Source organism: Nocardia brasiliensis (assembly GCF_042691675.1).
Lineage (GTDB): Bacteria > Actinomycetota > Actinomycetes > Mycobacteriales > Mycobacteriaceae > Nocardia > Nocardia brasiliensis_D.
Map to the genome: position 1 here is coordinate 6,038,312 of NZ_CP170507.1, position 16,072 is coordinate 6,054,383.

General features: G+C 67.4%; 18 protein-coding genes. 4 read left to right on the plus strand and 14 right to left on the minus strand.

Going from position 1 to position 16,072, the window contains the following annotated elements; all coding sequences use genetic code 11:
• Positions 1-62 precede the first annotated feature (62 nt).
• Complete coding sequence (dapA, locus tag ACFK0J_RS27765) at positions 63-911, minus strand: 4-hydroxy-tetrahydrodipicolinate synthase (protein ID WP_378743068.1); 849 nt, start codon at positions 909-911, stop codon at positions 63-65.
• Between the two features lie 282 nt (positions 912-1,193).
• Between dapA and ACFK0J_RS27770 the strand changes: the two genes are divergently transcribed.
• Complete coding sequence (locus ACFK0J_RS27770; protein WP_218470431.1) at positions 1,194-1,637, plus strand: hypothetical protein; 444 nt, start codon at positions 1,194-1,196, stop codon at positions 1,635-1,637.
• A gap of 192 nt (positions 1,638-1,829) precedes the next feature.
• On the opposite strand, the gene ACFK0J_RS27775 is transcribed toward ACFK0J_RS27770, so the two are convergent.
• From ACFK0J_RS27775 to ACFK0J_RS27800, 6 genes are all read right to left on the minus strand, one after another.
• Positions 1,830-3,029 carry a winged helix-turn-helix domain-containing protein gene (locus ACFK0J_RS27775; protein WP_378732225.1) on the minus strand — a complete coding sequence of 400 codons (1,200 nt, stop codon included), beginning with the start codon at positions 3,027-3,029 and terminating at the stop codon, positions 1,830-1,832.
• Between the two features lie 599 nt (positions 3,030-3,628).
• On the minus strand, positions 3,629-4,648 hold the full coding sequence (locus ACFK0J_RS27780; RefSeq protein WP_378732228.1) for a hypothetical protein: 1,020 nt from the start codon (positions 4,646-4,648) through the stop codon (positions 3,629-3,631).
• On the minus strand, positions 4,641-5,834 hold the full coding sequence (locus tag ACFK0J_RS27785) for a sensor histidine kinase (RefSeq protein WP_378732230.1): 1,194 nt from the start codon (positions 5,832-5,834) through the stop codon (positions 4,641-4,643). Before ACFK0J_RS27785 ends, ACFK0J_RS27780 begins: the two co-directional genes overlap by 8 nt.
• Before the next feature lie 89 nt (positions 5,835-5,923).
• Entirely contained in the window at positions 5,924-6,610 is a 687-nt protein-coding gene (locus tag ACFK0J_RS27790; RefSeq protein ID WP_218470435.1) for a DNA-binding response regulator, read from the minus strand.
• A 168-nt stretch (positions 6,611-6,778) separates the two neighbouring features.
• Entirely contained in the window at positions 6,779-7,231 is a 453-nt protein-coding gene (locus tag ACFK0J_RS27795; RefSeq protein ID WP_378732232.1) for a flavodoxin family protein, read from the minus strand.
• Between the two features lie 43 nt (positions 7,232-7,274).
• Complete coding sequence (locus ACFK0J_RS27800) at positions 7,275-7,952, minus strand: TetR/AcrR family transcriptional regulator (RefSeq protein WP_378732234.1); 678 nt, start codon at positions 7,950-7,952, stop codon at positions 7,275-7,277.
• Positions 7,953-8,069: 117 nt separating this feature from the next.
• On the opposite strand from ACFK0J_RS27800, the gene ACFK0J_RS27805 reads away from it, so the two are divergent.
• Positions 8,070-9,485 carry a flavin monoamine oxidase family protein gene (locus ACFK0J_RS27805; RefSeq protein ID WP_378732237.1) on the plus strand — a complete coding sequence of 472 codons (1,416 nt, stop codon included), beginning with the start codon at positions 8,070-8,072 and terminating at the stop codon, positions 9,483-9,485.
• Between the two features lie 256 nt (positions 9,486-9,741).
• Here ACFK0J_RS27805 and ACFK0J_RS27810 read toward each other — a convergent pair whose 3' ends face one another.
• Both ACFK0J_RS27810 and dapB read right to left on the minus strand, forming a co-directional pair.
• Positions 9,742-10,251, minus strand: a complete 510-nt coding sequence (locus ACFK0J_RS27810; RefSeq protein ID WP_378732240.1) for a hypothetical protein — start codon at positions 10,249-10,251, stop codon at positions 9,742-9,744.
• 163 nt (positions 10,252-10,414) lie between these two features.
• Positions 10,415-11,161: a 4-hydroxy-tetrahydrodipicolinate reductase gene (dapB, locus tag ACFK0J_RS27815; protein WP_378732243.1), complete on the minus strand. Its 747-nt coding sequence runs from the start codon at positions 11,159-11,161 to the stop codon at positions 10,415-10,417.
• Positions 11,162-11,295: 134 nt separating this feature from the next.
• On the opposite strand from dapB, the gene ACFK0J_RS27820 reads away from it, so the two are divergent.
• Positions 11,296-12,120: an alpha/beta fold hydrolase gene (locus ACFK0J_RS27820; RefSeq protein WP_378732246.1), complete on the plus strand. Its 825-nt coding sequence runs from the start codon at positions 11,296-11,298 to the stop codon at positions 12,118-12,120.
• Here ACFK0J_RS27820 and ACFK0J_RS27825 read toward each other — a convergent pair.
• From ACFK0J_RS27825 to ACFK0J_RS27835, 3 genes are read right to left on the minus strand one after another with little or no spacing between them, the layout of a single operon-like run.
• On the minus strand, positions 12,117-12,542 hold the full coding sequence (locus ACFK0J_RS27825) for a type II toxin-antitoxin system VapC family toxin (protein ID WP_378732248.1): 426 nt from the start codon (positions 12,540-12,542) through the stop codon (positions 12,117-12,119). The two genes, ACFK0J_RS27820 and ACFK0J_RS27825, sit on opposite strands and share 4 nt — an antisense overlap.
• Positions 12,539-12,814 carry a type II toxin-antitoxin system Phd/YefM family antitoxin gene (locus ACFK0J_RS27830; RefSeq protein WP_378732251.1) on the minus strand — a complete coding sequence of 92 codons (276 nt, stop codon included), beginning with the start codon at positions 12,812-12,814 and terminating at the stop codon, positions 12,539-12,541. The genes ACFK0J_RS27825 and ACFK0J_RS27830 overlap by 4 nt, the downstream gene beginning before the upstream one ends.
• A 50-nt stretch (positions 12,815-12,864) precedes the next feature.
• Positions 12,865-13,281 (minus strand): hypothetical protein, encoded by a 417-nt coding sequence (locus ACFK0J_RS27835; protein WP_378732254.1) that lies wholly within the window; start codon positions 13,279-13,281, stop codon positions 12,865-12,867.
• Positions 13,282-13,378: 97 nt separating this feature from the next.
• Here ACFK0J_RS27835 and ACFK0J_RS27840 point away from each other — a divergent pair, with 97 nt between their 5' ends.
• Positions 13,379-13,807 (plus strand): MarR family winged helix-turn-helix transcriptional regulator, encoded by a 429-nt coding sequence (locus ACFK0J_RS27840; protein ID WP_378732257.1) that lies wholly within the window; start codon positions 13,379-13,381, stop codon positions 13,805-13,807.
• A gap of 23 nt (positions 13,808-13,830) precedes the next feature.
• Here the strand turns inward: ACFK0J_RS27840 and ACFK0J_RS27845 are convergent, their stop codons facing one another.
• Together ACFK0J_RS27845 and ACFK0J_RS27850 are read right to left on the minus strand one after the other, a co-directional pair.
• Positions 13,831-14,718: an NAD(P)-dependent oxidoreductase gene (locus tag ACFK0J_RS27845; RefSeq protein ID WP_378732260.1), complete on the minus strand. Its 888-nt coding sequence runs from the start codon at positions 14,716-14,718 to the stop codon at positions 13,831-13,833.
• 164 nt (positions 14,719-14,882) lie between these two features.
• Positions 14,883-15,995, minus strand: coding sequence for an alcohol dehydrogenase catalytic domain-containing protein (locus tag ACFK0J_RS27850; RefSeq protein ID WP_378732263.1), 1,113 nt, complete (start codon positions 15,993-15,995; stop codon positions 14,883-14,885).
• Positions 15,996-16,072: the final 77 nt, after the last annotated feature.

Genomic DNA, 16,072 nt, shown 5'->3' on the forward strand with positions numbered 1-16,072 from the left:
CGGCTCCGGCATGACTGAGCAATGCTCAGCTGTGCCTGTGGTTCGCTCGCTGCGCTCACTCATCATGCCTGTACCCCTGCTGCTCGTAGATCGTTCGCAAGTTGGTCGAGTTGTTCCGGCGTTGGCATCAACTGCGGCAACCGTGGTTCACCCGCATCGATGCCGAGCAAGCGCAATCCGCCCTTGCTCATGGCGACGCCGCCCAGCCGGAACATCGCCGAATTCAGCGGCACCAGGCTCGCGTTGATCTCGCGAGCGCGCACCACATCACCGGCGGTGTAGGCGGTGATCAGTTCGCGCAGGCGCTCGGGCACGAGATGTCCGATGACACTGATGAATCCGGTCGCGCCGACCGATAACCAGGGCAGGTTCAGCGTGTCGTCGCCGGAATAGAAGTCGAGTTCGGTGTTCGCGATGAGGTCTGCGCCCGCGTTCAGGTCGCCCTTGGCGTCCTTCACGGCGACGATGCGCGGATGCTCGGCCAGCCGGCGAAGTGTGTCGGTGGCGATCGGTACCACCGAACGCGGTGGAATGTCGTAGAGCGTGACCGGCAGGTCGGTGGCGTCGGCGACCGCGGTGAAGTGTGCGAGCAGGCCGTCCTGGGAGGGGCGCGAATAGTACGGCGTCACCACGAGCAGGCCGTGCGCGCCGGCCCGCTGGGCGTTGCGCGCGAGTTCTATGGAGTGCGCGGTGTCGTAGGTGCCCGCGCCGGCGATCACGGTGGCGCGGGCGCCGACGGCGTCGACGACGGCGCGGAGCAGGTCCGCCTTTTCCGATTCGGTGGTGGTCGGCGACTCGCCGGTGGTTCCGGAGATGGCGAGTAGATCGACGCCGCGGTCGACCAGGCGGGCCGCGAGCGCGACCCCGGCATCGACATTGAGCTTGCCGTCGGCACCGAAGGGGGTCACCATCGCGACACCGACCGTGCCGGACGCGCGCAGCTGTCCCTGATTCGCGGTGCTCGCTGCCCCTCCGTGGTTACCCACGCTGCCGCCTCCGGGCCGCACGCTCGCACCGCGTGCTGGCGTCGATTCACCGTTCGTCATGGTCAGAAAGGCTACCCGGTCGGGAGAACGCCCTCGACACCGTCGCCACCGAACGGACCGGCCGGTCGGGTGATCGGTCTCCCACCGCGCAACCGTGATGTCATTCCCGTCCTTGTGCGACATCAAACATGGCGTCACACTGATGTCATGGATCTGAACAAGTACACCGCCCGCCTGCGCGAGGACCTGATCGCGGCCGCCGCCCTCGGCGACGAAAAAACCCAGGCCACCGCGGCGGCGTTGGCCGCGGCGACGGAGAGCTCGGCCCGGCTGGTGTTACTTGCCGCGCTGTCCGACCTCGCCAACGAGGTCAGCACCGAACTGGGTGACCGCACGGTGCACCTCTCCTTCGACGGCACCGAAGCCAAGGTCGACCTCCGCAAGAAGACCTCCCCCGACGACCACCCCACCTTCGAGGAAATGACCGGCGACATCAGCCGTGTCACGTTGCGCCTCGTCGAACAAATGAAGGCCAGAGCCGAGGAAGCCGCCGCGCAGAGCGGTCAATCCCTGAACTCCTGGCTGTCCAGCGCGGTCTCCGGCGCGCTCCGCGACCAGATGCGCGGCTACGGTCCGAAGCGCGACTTCTAGCGCGCCCGTTCTGATCTCATAGAGCGTCCGTACGTTTCACAGAGCGTGTAGCCCTGTGAAACATATGGGCGCGCTGTGCACGTGGGGCCGCTGCGCGAGCTGAAACGTCCGGGCGCTCTGCGCACGTGGGCCGCTGCGCGAGCTGAAACGTCCGGGTGCTGTGCGCACGTGGGCCGCTGCGCGAGCTGGCGACTAGAGCAGGGGTGCGAGGTTGCCTCGGTCGCCGATTACTACCTTGTCGAGTTCCAGCCAGTCCGCCATTTCGCGGAGGGTTTCGGTGAGGGCCGCCGCGGTGGTGGGTGTGTCGTGGCCGGGTTCGGCGAAGGCGGCGGGGACGGAGAGGCGCCCTGCCGCGCGTTCGGCGCGCAGGTCGACTCGGCCGACCAGTTCGCCGTTCAGGAGGAACGGGAAGACGTAATAGCCGTGTACCCGTTTGGCTTCGGGGGTGTAGATCTCGATGCGGTAGTGGAAGTCGAAGAGGCGTTCGGTGCGGGCGCGGAAGAAGATGAGCGGGTCGAACGGGCACAGCAGGGCGGCGGTCTCGACCCGGCGCGGGATCGGGGTGCCTGCGCGGAGGTAGGCGGGCTTGTCCCAGCCCTCGACCTCGACGGGGAGCAGTTCGCCCGCGTCGACCAGGTCGGCGATGGCCGGTTCGGTTTGGCTGCGGTGCAGCCGGTAGTAGTCGCGCAGGTCGGGTTCGGTGCCGATGCCGTGTGCGGTGGCCGCGCGGAGCACCAGTTCGCGTACCGCGTCCTGTTCGGAAACGTTGCGCGCCAAGATATCCGGCGGGATGACGCGTTCGACGAGGTCGTAGTGTCTGGCGAAGCCGACGCGCTTGTCCACCGAGAGCGCGCCCGCGGCGAACAGTTGCTCGCAGATCATCTTGGTGTCGCTGAGGTTCCACCAGGAACCCTTGGGGCGCGGCTTGTCCAGTTCGAGATGGCGCTCCACCTCACCGGCGGTGCACGCGCCGACCTCGGTGATCACATCCAGAATGTCCTTGCCCAGTGTGGGATTGCGTTCGATTGCCTTGCGCATGCCCGCCCAGCGGCCGTGCTCGTACCGCGCCATCCGCCACCGCATCAGCGGCCAGTCCTCGACAGGAATCAGCGCCGCCTCGTGCGCCCAGTACTCCACCAGTCGCCGAGGCCGCCGCACCCCATTACGCCACGCCGCCTCATCGAGCAACGCCCGATCGTAAGCCCCGATCCGACTGAACACCGGCGCATAGTGCGCCCGCACCACCGCCGACACCGAATCCAACTGCAACAGCTGTGTTTTCCCCACCACCCCGAGCACCGCCCGCCGCGACGCCCGCCCCGGCCGCCGCCCCGAAAACCCCTGCGCCGCCAACGCAACCCGCCGCGCCACCCCCAAACTAATCTTCCGCATACCCCGCACAATGCCACGCCGGTCCGACAACATTCCCCGCCCAACGGGACATCACGGAGCGCCCACTCGACATTCGCCACCCCCATGTCCCGTTCGCCGCAAGGCCGAGCGGGCCACGGTGACCAACGGGACCCCACGGAGCGCCCACTCGACATTCGCCACGCCCATGTCCCGTTCGCCGCAAGGCCGAGCGAGTCGCGGCGACCCACGGGACCCCACGGAGCGCCCACTCGACATTCGCCACGTCCACGTCCCGTTCGCCGCAAGGCCGAGCGGGCCACGGCGACCAACGGGACCCCACAGAGCGCCCACTCGACATTCGCCACGCTCATGTCCCAGTCGCCGACACCGCCCCGGACTGAGCGGACAGACGGGACGTGGTGGAGCGACTACACGGCATTCGCCACCGCCATGTCCCGCTCGCCACCGTCATGTCCCGCTCGCCCGGAAGGCCGAGTGGGCTGCGGTGGCCGACGGGACATGGTGGAGCGGCTACTCGGCGTTTGGCTCGGCGGTGTCCCGTTCGCGCTCGACGGTGACGGGGCTGGGGGTGGCGACGGGACGTGGCGGAGGGGTGCTTGGTGGTGCCGGGGGTGGGGCTAGGTGGAGACCTTGATGGTGCCTGCGGCGTCTATTTCGGTGCGGCGGTCTTGGTCGGGGGCGTTGGCTAGGACGGTGGCTAGGATGCGGCGGCCCATGGGGAGGACTCGGACGGTTACCGAGCCTGCGTTGGCGGCGTCCAATTCCTTTGTCGCGGCTTCGATTACCTGCTGGCGGACCCAGCGGGGCACGCCGGCGAAGCCGCCGTCGTCGAGCAGGACCACCTCGACGCCGCGGGAGCGGGCGCCGCGGGCGGCGCTGCTGAGTTCGTCGGTGACGAGTTGCGGGGCGCGTAGGCCGTCGCGTAATTCGGCCTCGAGCAGTCGGCACTGTTCTCGTTCGGTGGCGGTAAGTTCGGCCCCGTCTGCGATGCGTTCCAGGATGGGCCTGGCCACCTTGTCGAGGCGGGCCAACTGGCGGTCGCGTTCGCCGTTCTCCGCGGCCATGGTGGCCTCGGCGGCGGCGCGCATCGTCGACTCCTCGCGCAGCAGCCGCAGCGAACGCTGGGTCGGCCGCATGATCACGGCGAACAACGAGACGCCGGCCACCGTGGAAATCGGCACGATCGATCCGGCGATCACCCCGCCCCGCAGGCCGTTCACCGCGCCGACAGTCGCGATCACGATCGCCACGCCGCCGACGCCGAGCCACGCCGCGCCCAATCGGCCGCGCAGCACGAGCACCGCGAGCACATAGGACGACGCGAACGCGGTCCACACCTGCTTCGACCAACCGTGGTCGACATTGAACGAGGTGAGCGCCGTCGCCAGCGGCCCGGAGGCGGCCACGAACACCGTCGCGGGCATCGGCAGCGGGTCGACCGGGATCACCAGCACCACCACCCCGGCCGCGGCCAGCAGCACCAGCGCCGCCACCGCCGAGATCAACGGCGAATCGCCGAAATTGCGCACCATGTACAGCACGATGGTCGCCTGGAGAATGAGCAGGAACAGCCCGGCCGCCGGATCCCGCAGGCCGAGCAGATCGCGCAGCCCGAACTCGGTATCGGTGTCAGCCATCGCTACCCCACACCAGCGTCACCGTGGTGCCTTCGCCCGGCTGCGATTCCACGAAGCCCGCGCCGCCGGCCAGCTGGCGCATCCGCCCGAGAATGCTCACCGAGATACCGAGGCGGTCGGCGGGCACCTGACTCAGATCGAATCCCGCACCGTCGTCCCGGAATACCACTCGGATACCACCCGCGCTGATGGTCACCGTGACGCTGCGCTGCACTTCACGCCCCGGCACGGTGGCGTGCCGCAAACTGTTGCGCACCGCCTCGGTGAGCGCGGCGGCGATGGTGCCCGCGGCGTCCACCGGCAGTCGGAGATCGTCGAATCCGGCCCAACGCCGGGCAGTGAACCGGATACCGGGGTTGACCTCGTGCACGGCCGAGCGCAGGAATCCGGTGGCCGACTGCGCATCCAGGCGGTTCGGTTCCACCTCGCCGACCCGGCATTCGTCGAGCTGTTCGAGTGTCCGCTCGGCTTGCCGGCGCAGCACCGGGGAGTCGGTGCCCGCCCGGGAAGCGTCCAGCAGGGTTGACAGCACCGCGTCGTGGATCAGTGCCGCGAAGCGCGCACGTTCACGATCGCGGGCCGCCGCGCCCGCGACGGCCGCCGCGCGCCTGCTCTCGATCGCCGACTCACGGTCCACCCGATCCGCGGCCGCCTTGGCATAGATGGCGCACCACAGGAACAGCGCGCACAGACCCGCCGACCGCACGAAGTCACCGGCCCACACCAGCGGCGTCGTGTTCGGCACCACGAACCCGTTCGCGAATGCCGACAGTGCGGCGCCGATCACGAGATAGATGACCGCCCACATCGGCCGCCACGCCAGCACTGCCGCCAGCACGCCCAGCGCGAGCACGCGATACAGCCAGACCGAGGACGCCTCGGGTGCGGGATCGGGATACGCGAACGGGATCACAGCCATCGCCGCGAGGAAACTCACCGCCGCCGCACCGGCGACCAACTGAATGACCTGCCTGCTCGATGCGATCGACACCGCGGCGAGCACCGGGAACAACCCGAATGCCAGCGCCACCGTGAGGATCGTCCAGCCGCCCGCGACGAACCGGCTCTGGTCCGCGATCTCCGGCAGTTCCACCACCGCGACGATTACCCCGGCGATCCCGATGGCCAGTCCGAACCGGCGCAGGATGCGATCGGATGCGCCCTCGTACCCACTCTGCCGGGACACCGGTGCGATTCCACGGCGCCACCGGCTCGAGGTGGTGCGGTCGAGCGACACGGGGTGGGAAGTCGAGGTGTCCAGCATGCTGGACGCAATCATGCGCGCGGATGCCGCTCGGGCACCGGAAGCCAGCCGTCCTCCACCGCCCGCTTGTACAGGTCGGTCTTGGTCGGCGCGGGCCGTCCCGCGTCGGCGTACTTCTGCCGGATGCGACCGAGGTAGTCGTTGACCGTCTGTTCGGACAGACCGGTCAAACGCGCGACCCGGGAGGCCTTCTCGCCGGACGCGTACAGCGTGAGCACCTCTTCTTGACGCGGGCTGAGCCCGACGTCGGACAGTTGCGGGTCGCCGTCGATGGCGGCCGCCCAGTCGGTGGTCACCACCTGCTCACCGGAGGCCGCGCGGCGCACCGCCGCGACCACGGTCTGTACGTCCTCGGATTTGCGCACCACACCGAGCACACCGGCCCGCGCGGCGGAACGCACCAGGAACGCGTTGTCCGCGCCGGTGAAGATCAAAACCTCGATGCCACGGTCGCGCAGGGCGCGCACGTTGTCCTCGGGCGTCGACCCATCGGCCAATCGCAGATCGAGCACGACCAGGTCCAGTTGCGGCAGGTCCTGGGCGGCGGCCAGTAGTTCCGGCACCGTACCGGCGGTCAGCACCAGGTCGAGGTCGGATTCCGGCGCAAGCATGGCGGCCAGTCCGATCGCAACCGATTCGTGGTCTTCGACCACTCCGATCCGGCGCGGTGCGTTCTCGCCCCCTTCGGCCAACGTCACCTGAAATCTCCATTCCCGAGCAAACTCGTCACATCCCCACCGCAACAACGTTCTGTCAGTATGCCGGGCTGAAGCACCGAATGGTCAGACACCAGAAATCGGGGCCGTTTCTTTCGCAGGTCCGGCAGCGATTGTCACCGCTAGCTATTTCGGGGATAAAAACTGTCATTAGCCCATCAGGTGCGCGGCAAGGGTTGCGCCGAGTTCCCAGCAGCGCTGAATGTCGTCCTTGCTCGGTGGCCCCGACAGGATTACCGGCGCGGCCGCCTGCTCCCAGCCGAGACCGGTGGTCACCCGCGCGACGCCGTTTTCGGCGCCTTCGGTGCCCTCGTTGCCGTGCAGATAGAAGCCGAACGGCCGACCCCGAGTGGAATCGAGGCATGGGTAGTAGAACGTGTCGAACGCGTGCTTGAGCGCTCCCGACATGTAGCCCAGATTCGCCGGACTGCCCAGCAGGTACCCGTCGGCGGCGAGCACATCGGAAGCGGTGACGGCCAGCGCGGCGCGACGCACCACCTCGACGCCTTCGATCTCCGGGTCGGTCGCGCCGGACACCACCGCCTCGAACATCGCCTGCATGTGCGGGGACGGTGTGTGATGGATTATCAGCAGCTGCGCCACAGGACGAGCCTAATCCCGACCGTTCGTTCCGCATCGCCGCGGCTCAAGATCGACGCAGCCCATCCAGGACGCAGTGCAGACCCTGTTCGAATCGTCGTGTCGAGTCGGTGCGTGGGTATCGGCCGAAGTACTCCACGACCGGTGTGATGTCGCGGCCGTCGGCGGACGCCAGGCGTGAAACATGTTCTGGTGACAACGGATCCGGTCGACCGGCGCGCGCCCAAGCGGATTCGGCCAGTGCCGCGCCGAGCACGTAGTAGTAGAAACCGGCGATCGCCGCGTCGAGCTGCTCGCCGGAGAAGCCCGCGTCGGTCAGCACGCGCAGGATCGCGCCGAATTGTGCGACGGCGGCGGGGCCCATCGGCGGGTTGTCGCCGATCAGCGCCGCTGCCCATGGGTGTCGCAGCAGAGCCTGAAACGTTCGGTGTCCGATCGCGGTGAGGTCGGCGCGCCACTCGCCGGACGGGTCGATGTCGTCGAGAGTCTCGGCGAACACCGCGTCCACCGCGAATTCCAGCAGGTCGTCCTTGGTGGACACGTATCCGTACAGCGTCATCGGGGGCGCTTCGAGTCGGGCGGCGAGTTTGCGCATGGTCAGGCCTTGCACGGACTCCTCGTCGAGCAGGGCGACGGCGGTGGCCACGATTTGGTCGCGGTCGAGTGTCGGAGGGGTGCGCGGCGACTTTGCCGGGCGCAGCCATACCGAATTCCGTTGGGGCATTGCCTGATTGTACGGCCGGGCGTACATTGGACGGGTATACGTACAGTGTACGGATATGTCGTACGCCGTACGAGTCAGCGGATCGCCGCTGGTGATCCGCGTTCGATGGAGGTATCGATGTCGCAGCCACAGAACCAACCGGTCGATGTAGTAGTGATCGGCGCCGGACTATCCGGGCTAGCTGCCGCGAGGCGATTGGTGGACGCGGGACGGTCCGTCGCCGTGCTGGAGGCCAAGCCGCGGGTCGGTGGGCGAACGCGCAACGGGCGAGTGGGGGCGGTCACCGTTGACGAGGGTGCTTCGCTGGTATATCCGGTGCACCACAACGTCTTTCGGCTGGCCGCAGCGCATGGCGTCGAGCTGTTCGAGGGCAGTTTCGACGGACGCTTCCTGTTCTATGCCGACGGTCTCGCGCATACCTTTCAGTTCGGGTCGACGCGCGGTATGAAGTTGCTCGGCAACCCGGCACTGCGGCCGCTGTTGCGGGTGGCGCTCGGCCTCGCGGCGCGGTGGAAGCCGCTGCCGATGCGGCCCGATGACCTGCTGGACCTTGTTCGGGCGATCAGGCGACTGGACGAGCTGGCCGCGACCGTGCCGCCGCACGCCCCGTGGACCGCACCCGACGCCGACGAACTCGATCGGCGCACGATGGGTTCCTGGTTGGCTGCGGAAGTGCCGTCGGCTCAGGCACGCCGACTCTTCGAGTCCAGCTTCGCCGGATACTTTCCCGCGTCGGTATCCCTGCTGTTCGCCTTGCACTACCTGAACACCTGGGGCGGCGTGGGGTCGCTGCTCTCCGGGCGGCAGACCCGGATTTTCCGGTTCGCCGACGGCGCACAAGTATTGGCGCGTGCGATCGCCGCGTCGCTCGGCGATCGGGTGATTCTCGACACCCCCGTCCAGGAGATCGCCTGGCAGGCCCGCAATGTCGTAGTGCGCAGCGCCGCTGCGGAATTCGACGCGAAACGGGTGATTGTGGCGATTACCCCGTCGGGGGTTCGGAACGTGCGCTTCGATCCGGAGCTGCCGATCGACCGCGCCATCCTGCAGGATTCTTGGCAGCCGGTGCACGGCCGCAAGATCAATGTCGTTTACCGGCAACCCTTTTGGCGTGCAGCCGGGCTGTCCGGTTCGGCGCTCGGCGACCTCGACACGATCCCCGGCGTCACCGACGTGTCGCCACCGGACGGCTCGGTCGGCATCTTGGCCAGCTACGTGACGGTGAACGAAGCAGAGGACGATGCCGCCGGACGACGCGAGTCGGTGTTGGCGGCGTACGCGCGATTGTTCGGCCCGCCCGCACTCGAACCCGTTGCATACGTAGAGCAGAACTGGGCAGACGAGCCTTACACGTTCGGTTGCGAGGGTGGATTGACCACCGGCGCGCTGACCACCGCTCGTCGACTACCGAAGGCACCGGTCGGTCGACTGCACTGGGCAGGCGTCGAAACCGCCGACACCTGGATGGGTTTCATGAGCGGCGCAATCCAGGCCGGTGAGCGCGCCGCCGACGAGGTCCTCGCCGCGAGCTGACACTGCTGCGCGCGGCGCGCGGGTCCGTTCTCCGCCTGCGCGCGCTGAGCGACGCGGAGGTACGCAGAACAGGCGCAGCCGGACGGAGTCCGTAAAGAGACCGCGCGAGGTCGGAGCGAACGCCGAGCTACGCAGAACAGCGCGGTCCACCCTTGAATGGCGGCAGCCTGAGCCGGCGCGGAGGTACGCAGACAGGCGCAGCCGGACCGCGTCTGTCCCCAGAACGCGCATAGCCGAGGCGAAGGTGCTGGTACGCCTAACCTGCTTGGTCGCGTTCGAGCTTTTCTAGTGCGACCGCGCGGCGCATGGTTGCGCGGGCTCGGGTGCGGTCGCCGGCGTAGTCGTAGGCGCGGGCCAGGCGGTAGGAGACGCGCCAATTGTCGGGGTCGGCTTCCCATTCGGCCTTGACCTGGTTGAACAGGTCGTCTGCCGCGTCGCGTTCGATGCGGCCGGAGGGGCGGCGGGGCAGGTGGCTGGTGTCCAGTTCGCGGCCCTCCGCGTGCATGCGGCGGGCCAGGTGTTGGTGGGCCAGTGCGGCACGCACGGTGGCGACGACGACCCAGACGCCGACGAACGGCAGGATCAGCACGCCGATGCCGATGAGGATCGCGGCGACACCGCCGGAGTCGATGAGGCTGAACGCGATTCGGCCTAGGAGCAGGAAGTAGAAGCCGCATACGAGCACGAGAGCCGCGACGAGCGCGACAACCTTGACCACTTCCCGGTTCTGCCCGTCCTCGTCCGCCCCGGATTCCGCGGCGTTCACACCCACACCTCGCCGGGGACCGCCATCGTCGAGCGAATTATTCGCTCGACCACGGGGTTCACGGCTCGCTCGCCCACGATTCCGCCACACCCGTGCTCGGCTCCGTCATGCACGACGGCAAGCCGTGATGGTGCGGTGGCAACGATCCGCTTGCTGCGTTTGATCACAGGTCGAGGAAGGGGTCGAGGCCTACGGTGAGGCCGGGGCGGTTGGCGATCTCGCGTACGCCGAGCAGCACGCCGGGGGCGAAGGAGGATCGGTCGATGGAGTCGTGACGGATGGTGAGGGTTTCGCCTTGGGTGCCGAATAGCACTTCCTGGTGGGCGACCAGGCCGGCGAGGCGTACCGAGTGCACTCGTACGCCGTCGACGTCGGCGCCGCGGGCGCCGTCCAGTTCGGTGCTGGTGGCGTCGGGGCTGCGGCCGATGCCTGCCTGCTCGCGGGCGGCGGCGATCAGTCCGGCGGTGCGGTAGGCGGTGCCGGAGGGCGCGTCGGCCTTGTTCGGGTGGTGCAGTTCGATGACTTCTACCGATTCGAAGAACCGGGCGGCCTGTTCGGCGAACCGCATGGACAGCACCGCGCCGATGGCGAAGTTCGGTGCGATCAGCACGCCGGTTTCGGGGCGGTCGGCCAGCCAGGCGCGCACTTCGTCGAGGCGGGGGGCGTCGAAGCCGGTGGTGCCGATGACGGCGTGGATGCCGTTCTGCACCAGAAACTTCAGGTTCCCCATCACCACGTCCGGGTGGGTGAAGTCGACGACTACCTGCGTGTTCGATTCGGTGAACGCGTCGAGCGAATCGTCTTTGTCGACGGCCGCGACGAGTTCCAGGTCGGCCGCCGCTTCCACGGCCGCACAGATGGCTTGTCCGACTTTGCCGCGCGCTCCGAGCACTCCGACCCGTATGGTCACCGCTCCTCCTCTTTCCGTTTTCGTCGGTGTCAGCCTATCGACCGTGCCGGGGTGGCGGTCCGCTGACCTCTGTGATTCACATTGCTACATGCGCATGTTTGCGTACGGCCGGTATCTCCCCTACCGTCGCGGAGGTGACTTCTATTCGTGAGCGGGCCGCGGTTTTCTTTGGTGAGCACGACAGCAAGAGACTTGTTGTCGGGCAACATGATTGGCATTACTACACCGGCGGTGCGGGTGATCCGGTGTTGTTACTCACCGGTGGTGCGGGGATCGGTATCGGCTGGCTCGATTTGACGCACGCGCTGATTCCGCGGTTCCGAACCCTTGCTCCCGACTATCCGTCGAGCGTCGGGTCCTGTGCGGAGTTGGTCGACGGCCTGGTGGCGCTGCTCGATGCGGAGGGGATCGATCGGGCTCATGTGGTCGGTCAGTCAGCGGGAAGCATGTTCGCCGAACTCCTTTCGCGTCGTGCGCCGGAGCGGGTCCGATCGCTGATCTTGTCGAGCACTGGGCTGTACGGGCCGGAGGATGTGGACCGGCTGCGTATGCGAGTCGAGACCACCTTGGCGACGCCGTGGTCGGAGACCCAGGAAGCGATTCACACCGCATTGCGCGGCACCTGGAAGGACTCCGATGACGCCGAGTTCTGGATCGAACAGGTGGTATCGGCCACCGATGCGGCGGGCAGCGCGGGCGCCGCCAATTCGTATCGTCTGCTGCTCGAACTCGCCGAGGGTGTCGACGAACTCATGCGCGGTCCCGCCTGGCAAGGACCCACCCTGATCTTCCGCGCGAATGACGATCCGCTGATCACCACCACCCATACCGAGCGCCTGCGTGAACTGCATCCGAACAGCGATTTCCGCACCTTCGCCGAGGGCGGTCATTCCTTGCTACTCAGTCGGACCGCCGACTACATCGGTGTGGTGCACGAATTCCTCACCGCATCTGACTAGTCATGCCAGGGACATACGACCGCCACCCCGGTCGGTCCGAAATGTCCGACATTGCGCGTGACAACCTCCAGCCCGTGCGATATGGCGGTCGCGGCGATCAGCGCGTCCGCCGGTGTGACCGGATTTCCGTTCCCTTCAGTTCGCGCCACCATCCGTCCCCATGCTTGCGCGACTGTCGCATCTACCGACAGAAGGCGCCCTTCGAATCGGTCGATCAGCGACCCTGTCAGCCACTCCACCAGTCGCCGCTTCCTCGCCGAATCCGGCATCTTCTCGATGCCCTTACGGATTTCGCCGAGGGTGATGACGCTGAGATGAAGCCGGTCCTCGTCAGTCGTGTGGAGCCATTGGGTGAGGCCGGGATTCGGCCGAGGCTTCACCCATTCCGACACCGCACTCGTATCGAGCAAATAGTTCCTCACAGTTCGACGTCGCGCACATCCATACGGATGCGTTCGATCTCTACTGCGGAATCGCGCAGCGGCGAAGCCGCGAAGAACTCGGCGAGACTCCCCTGCCTGCTCGTCTTCTGCCGCCACTCGTCGATCGGTACGACAACAGCGACCTCTCGTCCATGCTTGCTGATCACTTGCGGCCCCTCCCGCTCGACGATGTCGATCAACTCGGACAACCTGGCCTTCGCGTCGGCGAGTGGCCATGCGACGTCAGGTCGCTCCGACCGCTTTCGAGCCATCTGATCACCTGTTCCGACCATTTTGACTACTCTGGTCAGATCGAGATTACCTACCGAACGGCCTCGGCACCAGCCATATTGGCGGCCATTTTTCGCAGCACCCACATCGTCTCGGCGAACTGTTCGTCGGTGATGCCCTCGGTCATCTTCCGGCGGCGCGCGCCGATCCGCGCCCACGCCCGGTCGTGGGCGGCCCGACCCGCATCGGTCAGCGAAAGAGTGCCCGATTCGTCGACCACCAGGCTCCTGGCCACTACCGCCGCCAGCTCGGCAGCCCATTCCGCCGAGTCGGCGAGAAAAGCGTCCAACGCGTCGCGGAGCTCGCTTGCCGACTGCGGCCCGCTCGATAGCGAGTGCAGGATCTGCCAGTGTCTGCGGCTCAGCTCGCCGACAGCGAGATCCTCCTCGAATCGCTCGTTGATCAGCCGATCGAGTTCGACGAGCCAGTAGCCGATTCGACGCTGCACGGCCATCATTCCTCCATATATGCTTCAGTACAACTACATGTAATTTAACATGCAGTTGATTCGGGTGGAAAAATACACAGGAAGGAGGAGTGCACCGATGGACGAGCACGATGCGATCACCGAAGCCGTCGAAGCGGCGATGGTCCGAATCCGACGCAGACAAACCCGAGGGGCACTCACCGGCGACACCCCTATCCCGGTCGCCGTTTTCCGCGTGCTCGACGCGGTGGCCTGCACCGAATCCCCCACCGTCAGCACCCTGGCGCCAGCCTTGGGCGTAGATCAGCCGCGCGCCAGTCGCCTTGTCGCACAGTCTGTTTCACTCGGCCTACTGGAACGAGTAGCCGACCAGCACGACGGGCGACGCGCCGTGCTCCGGCTCACCGGCGACGGCAAGCGGGCGGTGACGGCCGCCCAGACCGGGCGCCGCACCGCCATGGCCGCGGCCATGTCCGACTGGACTACCGCCGAGCGGGCCGAATTCGCCCGCTTACTTCGTCGATTCGTCGATGCCATGGACGACTGATCCGAAACTACCTGCGCGACTGGTCATGCCGCCGGTTTACGTAGCACCTCGATCACCGAGGTGATGCTGTGTTCACCGTGCCCGTCCGCGACCGCGCGGCGCAGCAGACCGTACATCGGTGCGTGCCAAGACATATCGACCCCGCTTTCCGCGCCGAGTTCCTCGTCGTTCCCAATGGACGCGTGGAACAGGTCGACCGAGGAACCGAGTTTCGTGTAGTCGCCGGTGTCGATCTCGTCGGCCATGATCGGCAGCAACGACTCGATCATCTGCAGCCATTTGGTCGCATAGGGCACCATCGTCTGCGCGGTCAGTCCGCGAGCCGTCAAAATGGCTGCGCCCTCGAAGAATCCGAGCAGGGCGGGCAGCAGCGTCGCACCGACCGCTGACTCGTACAGCGCGGCGAGATCCGGCTCCGGGCCGAGGTGGATGGTGTCCCCGCCGAGGACGCGCAGCGTCTCCACGTGCTCGTCGAAAATCTCCCGGTCACCGCCGTAGTAGAGCTGGGTGTCCGGCTGCCCGACCGCCGCGGGCACGTTCTTGATCGCACCGCCGAGGAACCGAGCACCATGCGCGGCCGCCCACTCGGCCAACTCTTTTGCGCCCGACGGGGTTCCGCTGTTCAACGTGACCAACGTCCGGCCCGACATCGCCTCGCCCGCCCGCGCCAAACTCTCCAGCGTGGCCCCGAACGTGGTCAGGCAGGAGACCACGAGCGCGCTCTCCCGCACCGCGTCCTCGATCGCAAGATGGTGCGTCGCACCTGCGGCAACCACCGGTGCCGCCCGATCCGGACTCCGGTTCCACACTGTGGTCGGGTGCCCCGCCGCGAGGAATGCCTCGGCGAGCGCCCGTCCCATTGCTCCCAGTCCGAGAACGGTTACAGGTTCCCGTGCGCCATCGGTCATCATGGGCTTCCTTCCAAGTCATTGCCCCTACCGAAGGCAAGTCTCGGCACCGCCCGAATCGCCGACAAGTACGAACTTTTCGGTCGAATACGCACGTCGAGGTAAGCAACCAGCTCACACCGCTCCGCTGCCGCGCCGCATGATCAGCGTCACTACGGCGCGCGCCGTCAGTCGAAGACGATCACCTGTCGCAGCGCGTGACCTGCGGCGAGTTCGTCCATGGCGTGGTTGATGTCGTCCAGGCCGATATGCGCGGACACCAACCGTTCGACGGGCAGCCGACCGGCTCGCCACATGTCGACGTAGGTAGGAATGTCACGCGAGGGCACGGCTGAACCGAGATAGCTGCCGACGATCGAACGGCCTTGCGCGACAAGAGCAAGCGGGGAGATGCTGGCGCGGGCGTCCGGAGCTGGCAGGCCGACCGTCACGGTGGTGCCGCCGGGAGCCGTTGCCGCGACGGCGGTTTCGAAAGCGCGAATATTGCCCGCGGCCTCCACGACGATCTCCGCCTGTACGCCGAGCTCGGCCACCTGCACGGGAGTGTAGGCCGCAGTGGCACCCAATTCCTCAGCGAGAGTGAGCTTTTCCGGGACGGTGTCGACGGCGATCACCTCATGACCGTCGGCCGCCAGCGACACCGCCACCAACACCGCCGCCATGCCGACCCCGCCCAGACCGACCACCATGATCCGGTCTCCCGGCCCCGGCTTCGCCGAATTCAGCAGTGCTCCACCGCCGGTCAACACCGCGCAGCCGAGTACGGCCGCCACCTCCGGCGGTACATCGTCGTCTACCGGCACCACCGACCTGCGGTCCACCACCGCGTGCGTCGCGAAGGCAGACACCCCGAGGTGATGGTGCACCTCGCTGCCGTCCCGGCTCAGCCGCCGTCCGCCGCCGAGCAGTTCACCCGCGTTATTGGCGAGACTGCCCGGCACGCACGGTGTCCGGCCGTCGGTCGCGCAGCCCGGGCACGCGCCGCAGCGCGGCAGGAAGGTCATCACCACGCGCTGTCCGACGGCGAGATCACTGCCGCCGGGGCCGATCGCCTCGACTCGGCCCGCCGCCTCGTGTCCGAGCAGCATCGGCACCGGCCGCACCCGATTGCCGTCCACCACGGACAGGTCCGAATGGCACAGCCCAGCCGCCTCGATCCGAACCAGCAGCTCCCCCGCTCCCGGCTCGCCGAGCTCCAGCTCACCCACGCTGATCGGCGCCGACTCGGCGAACGGCACCGGCGCCGCGATCCGCTCCAGGACCGCCCCACGAATCTTCATTCCGCCGACGCTACCGCCCGCACTGCCCCAGGCCCAGTGCCCGCCAGCCACCACCCGCCTGCCGCCAGCCGCCAGCC

Coding starts and splice junctions, on each gene's coding strand:
- dapA (WP_378743068.1), bottom strand. CDS start 911: ATGGTGACCCCCTTCGGTGCCGACGGCAAGCTCAATGTCGATGCCGGG.
- ACFK0J_RS27770 (WP_218470431.1), top strand. CDS start 1,194: ATGGATCTGAACAAGTACACCGCCCGCCTGCGCGAGGACCTGATCGCG.
- ACFK0J_RS27775 (WP_378732225.1), bottom strand. CDS start 3,029: ATGCGGAAGATTAGTTTGGGGGTGGCGCGGCGGGTTGCGTTGGCGGCG.
- ACFK0J_RS27780 (WP_378732228.1), bottom strand. CDS start 4,648: ATGGCTGACACCGATACCGAGTTCGGGCTGCGCGATCTGCTCGGCCTG.
- ACFK0J_RS27800 (WP_378732234.1), bottom strand. CDS start 7,952: ATGCCCCAACGGAATTCGGTATGGCTGCGCCCGGCAAAGTCGCCGCGC.
- ACFK0J_RS27805 (WP_378732237.1), top strand. CDS start 8,070: ATGTCGCAGCCACAGAACCAACCGGTCGATGTAGTAGTGATCGGCGCC.
- ACFK0J_RS27830 (WP_378732251.1), bottom strand. CDS start 12,814: ATGGCTCGAAAGCGGTCGGAGCGACCTGACGTCGCATGGCCACTCGCC.
- ACFK0J_RS27840 (WP_378732257.1), top strand. CDS start 13,379: ATGGACGAGCACGATGCGATCACCGAAGCCGTCGAAGCGGCGATGGTC.
- ACFK0J_RS27845 (WP_378732260.1), bottom strand. CDS start 14,718: ATGATGACCGATGGCGCACGGGAACCTGTAACCGTTCTCGGACTGGGA.
- ACFK0J_RS27850 (WP_378732263.1), bottom strand. CDS start 15,995: ATGAAGATTCGTGGGGCGGTCCTGGAGCGGATCGCGGCGCCGGTGCCG.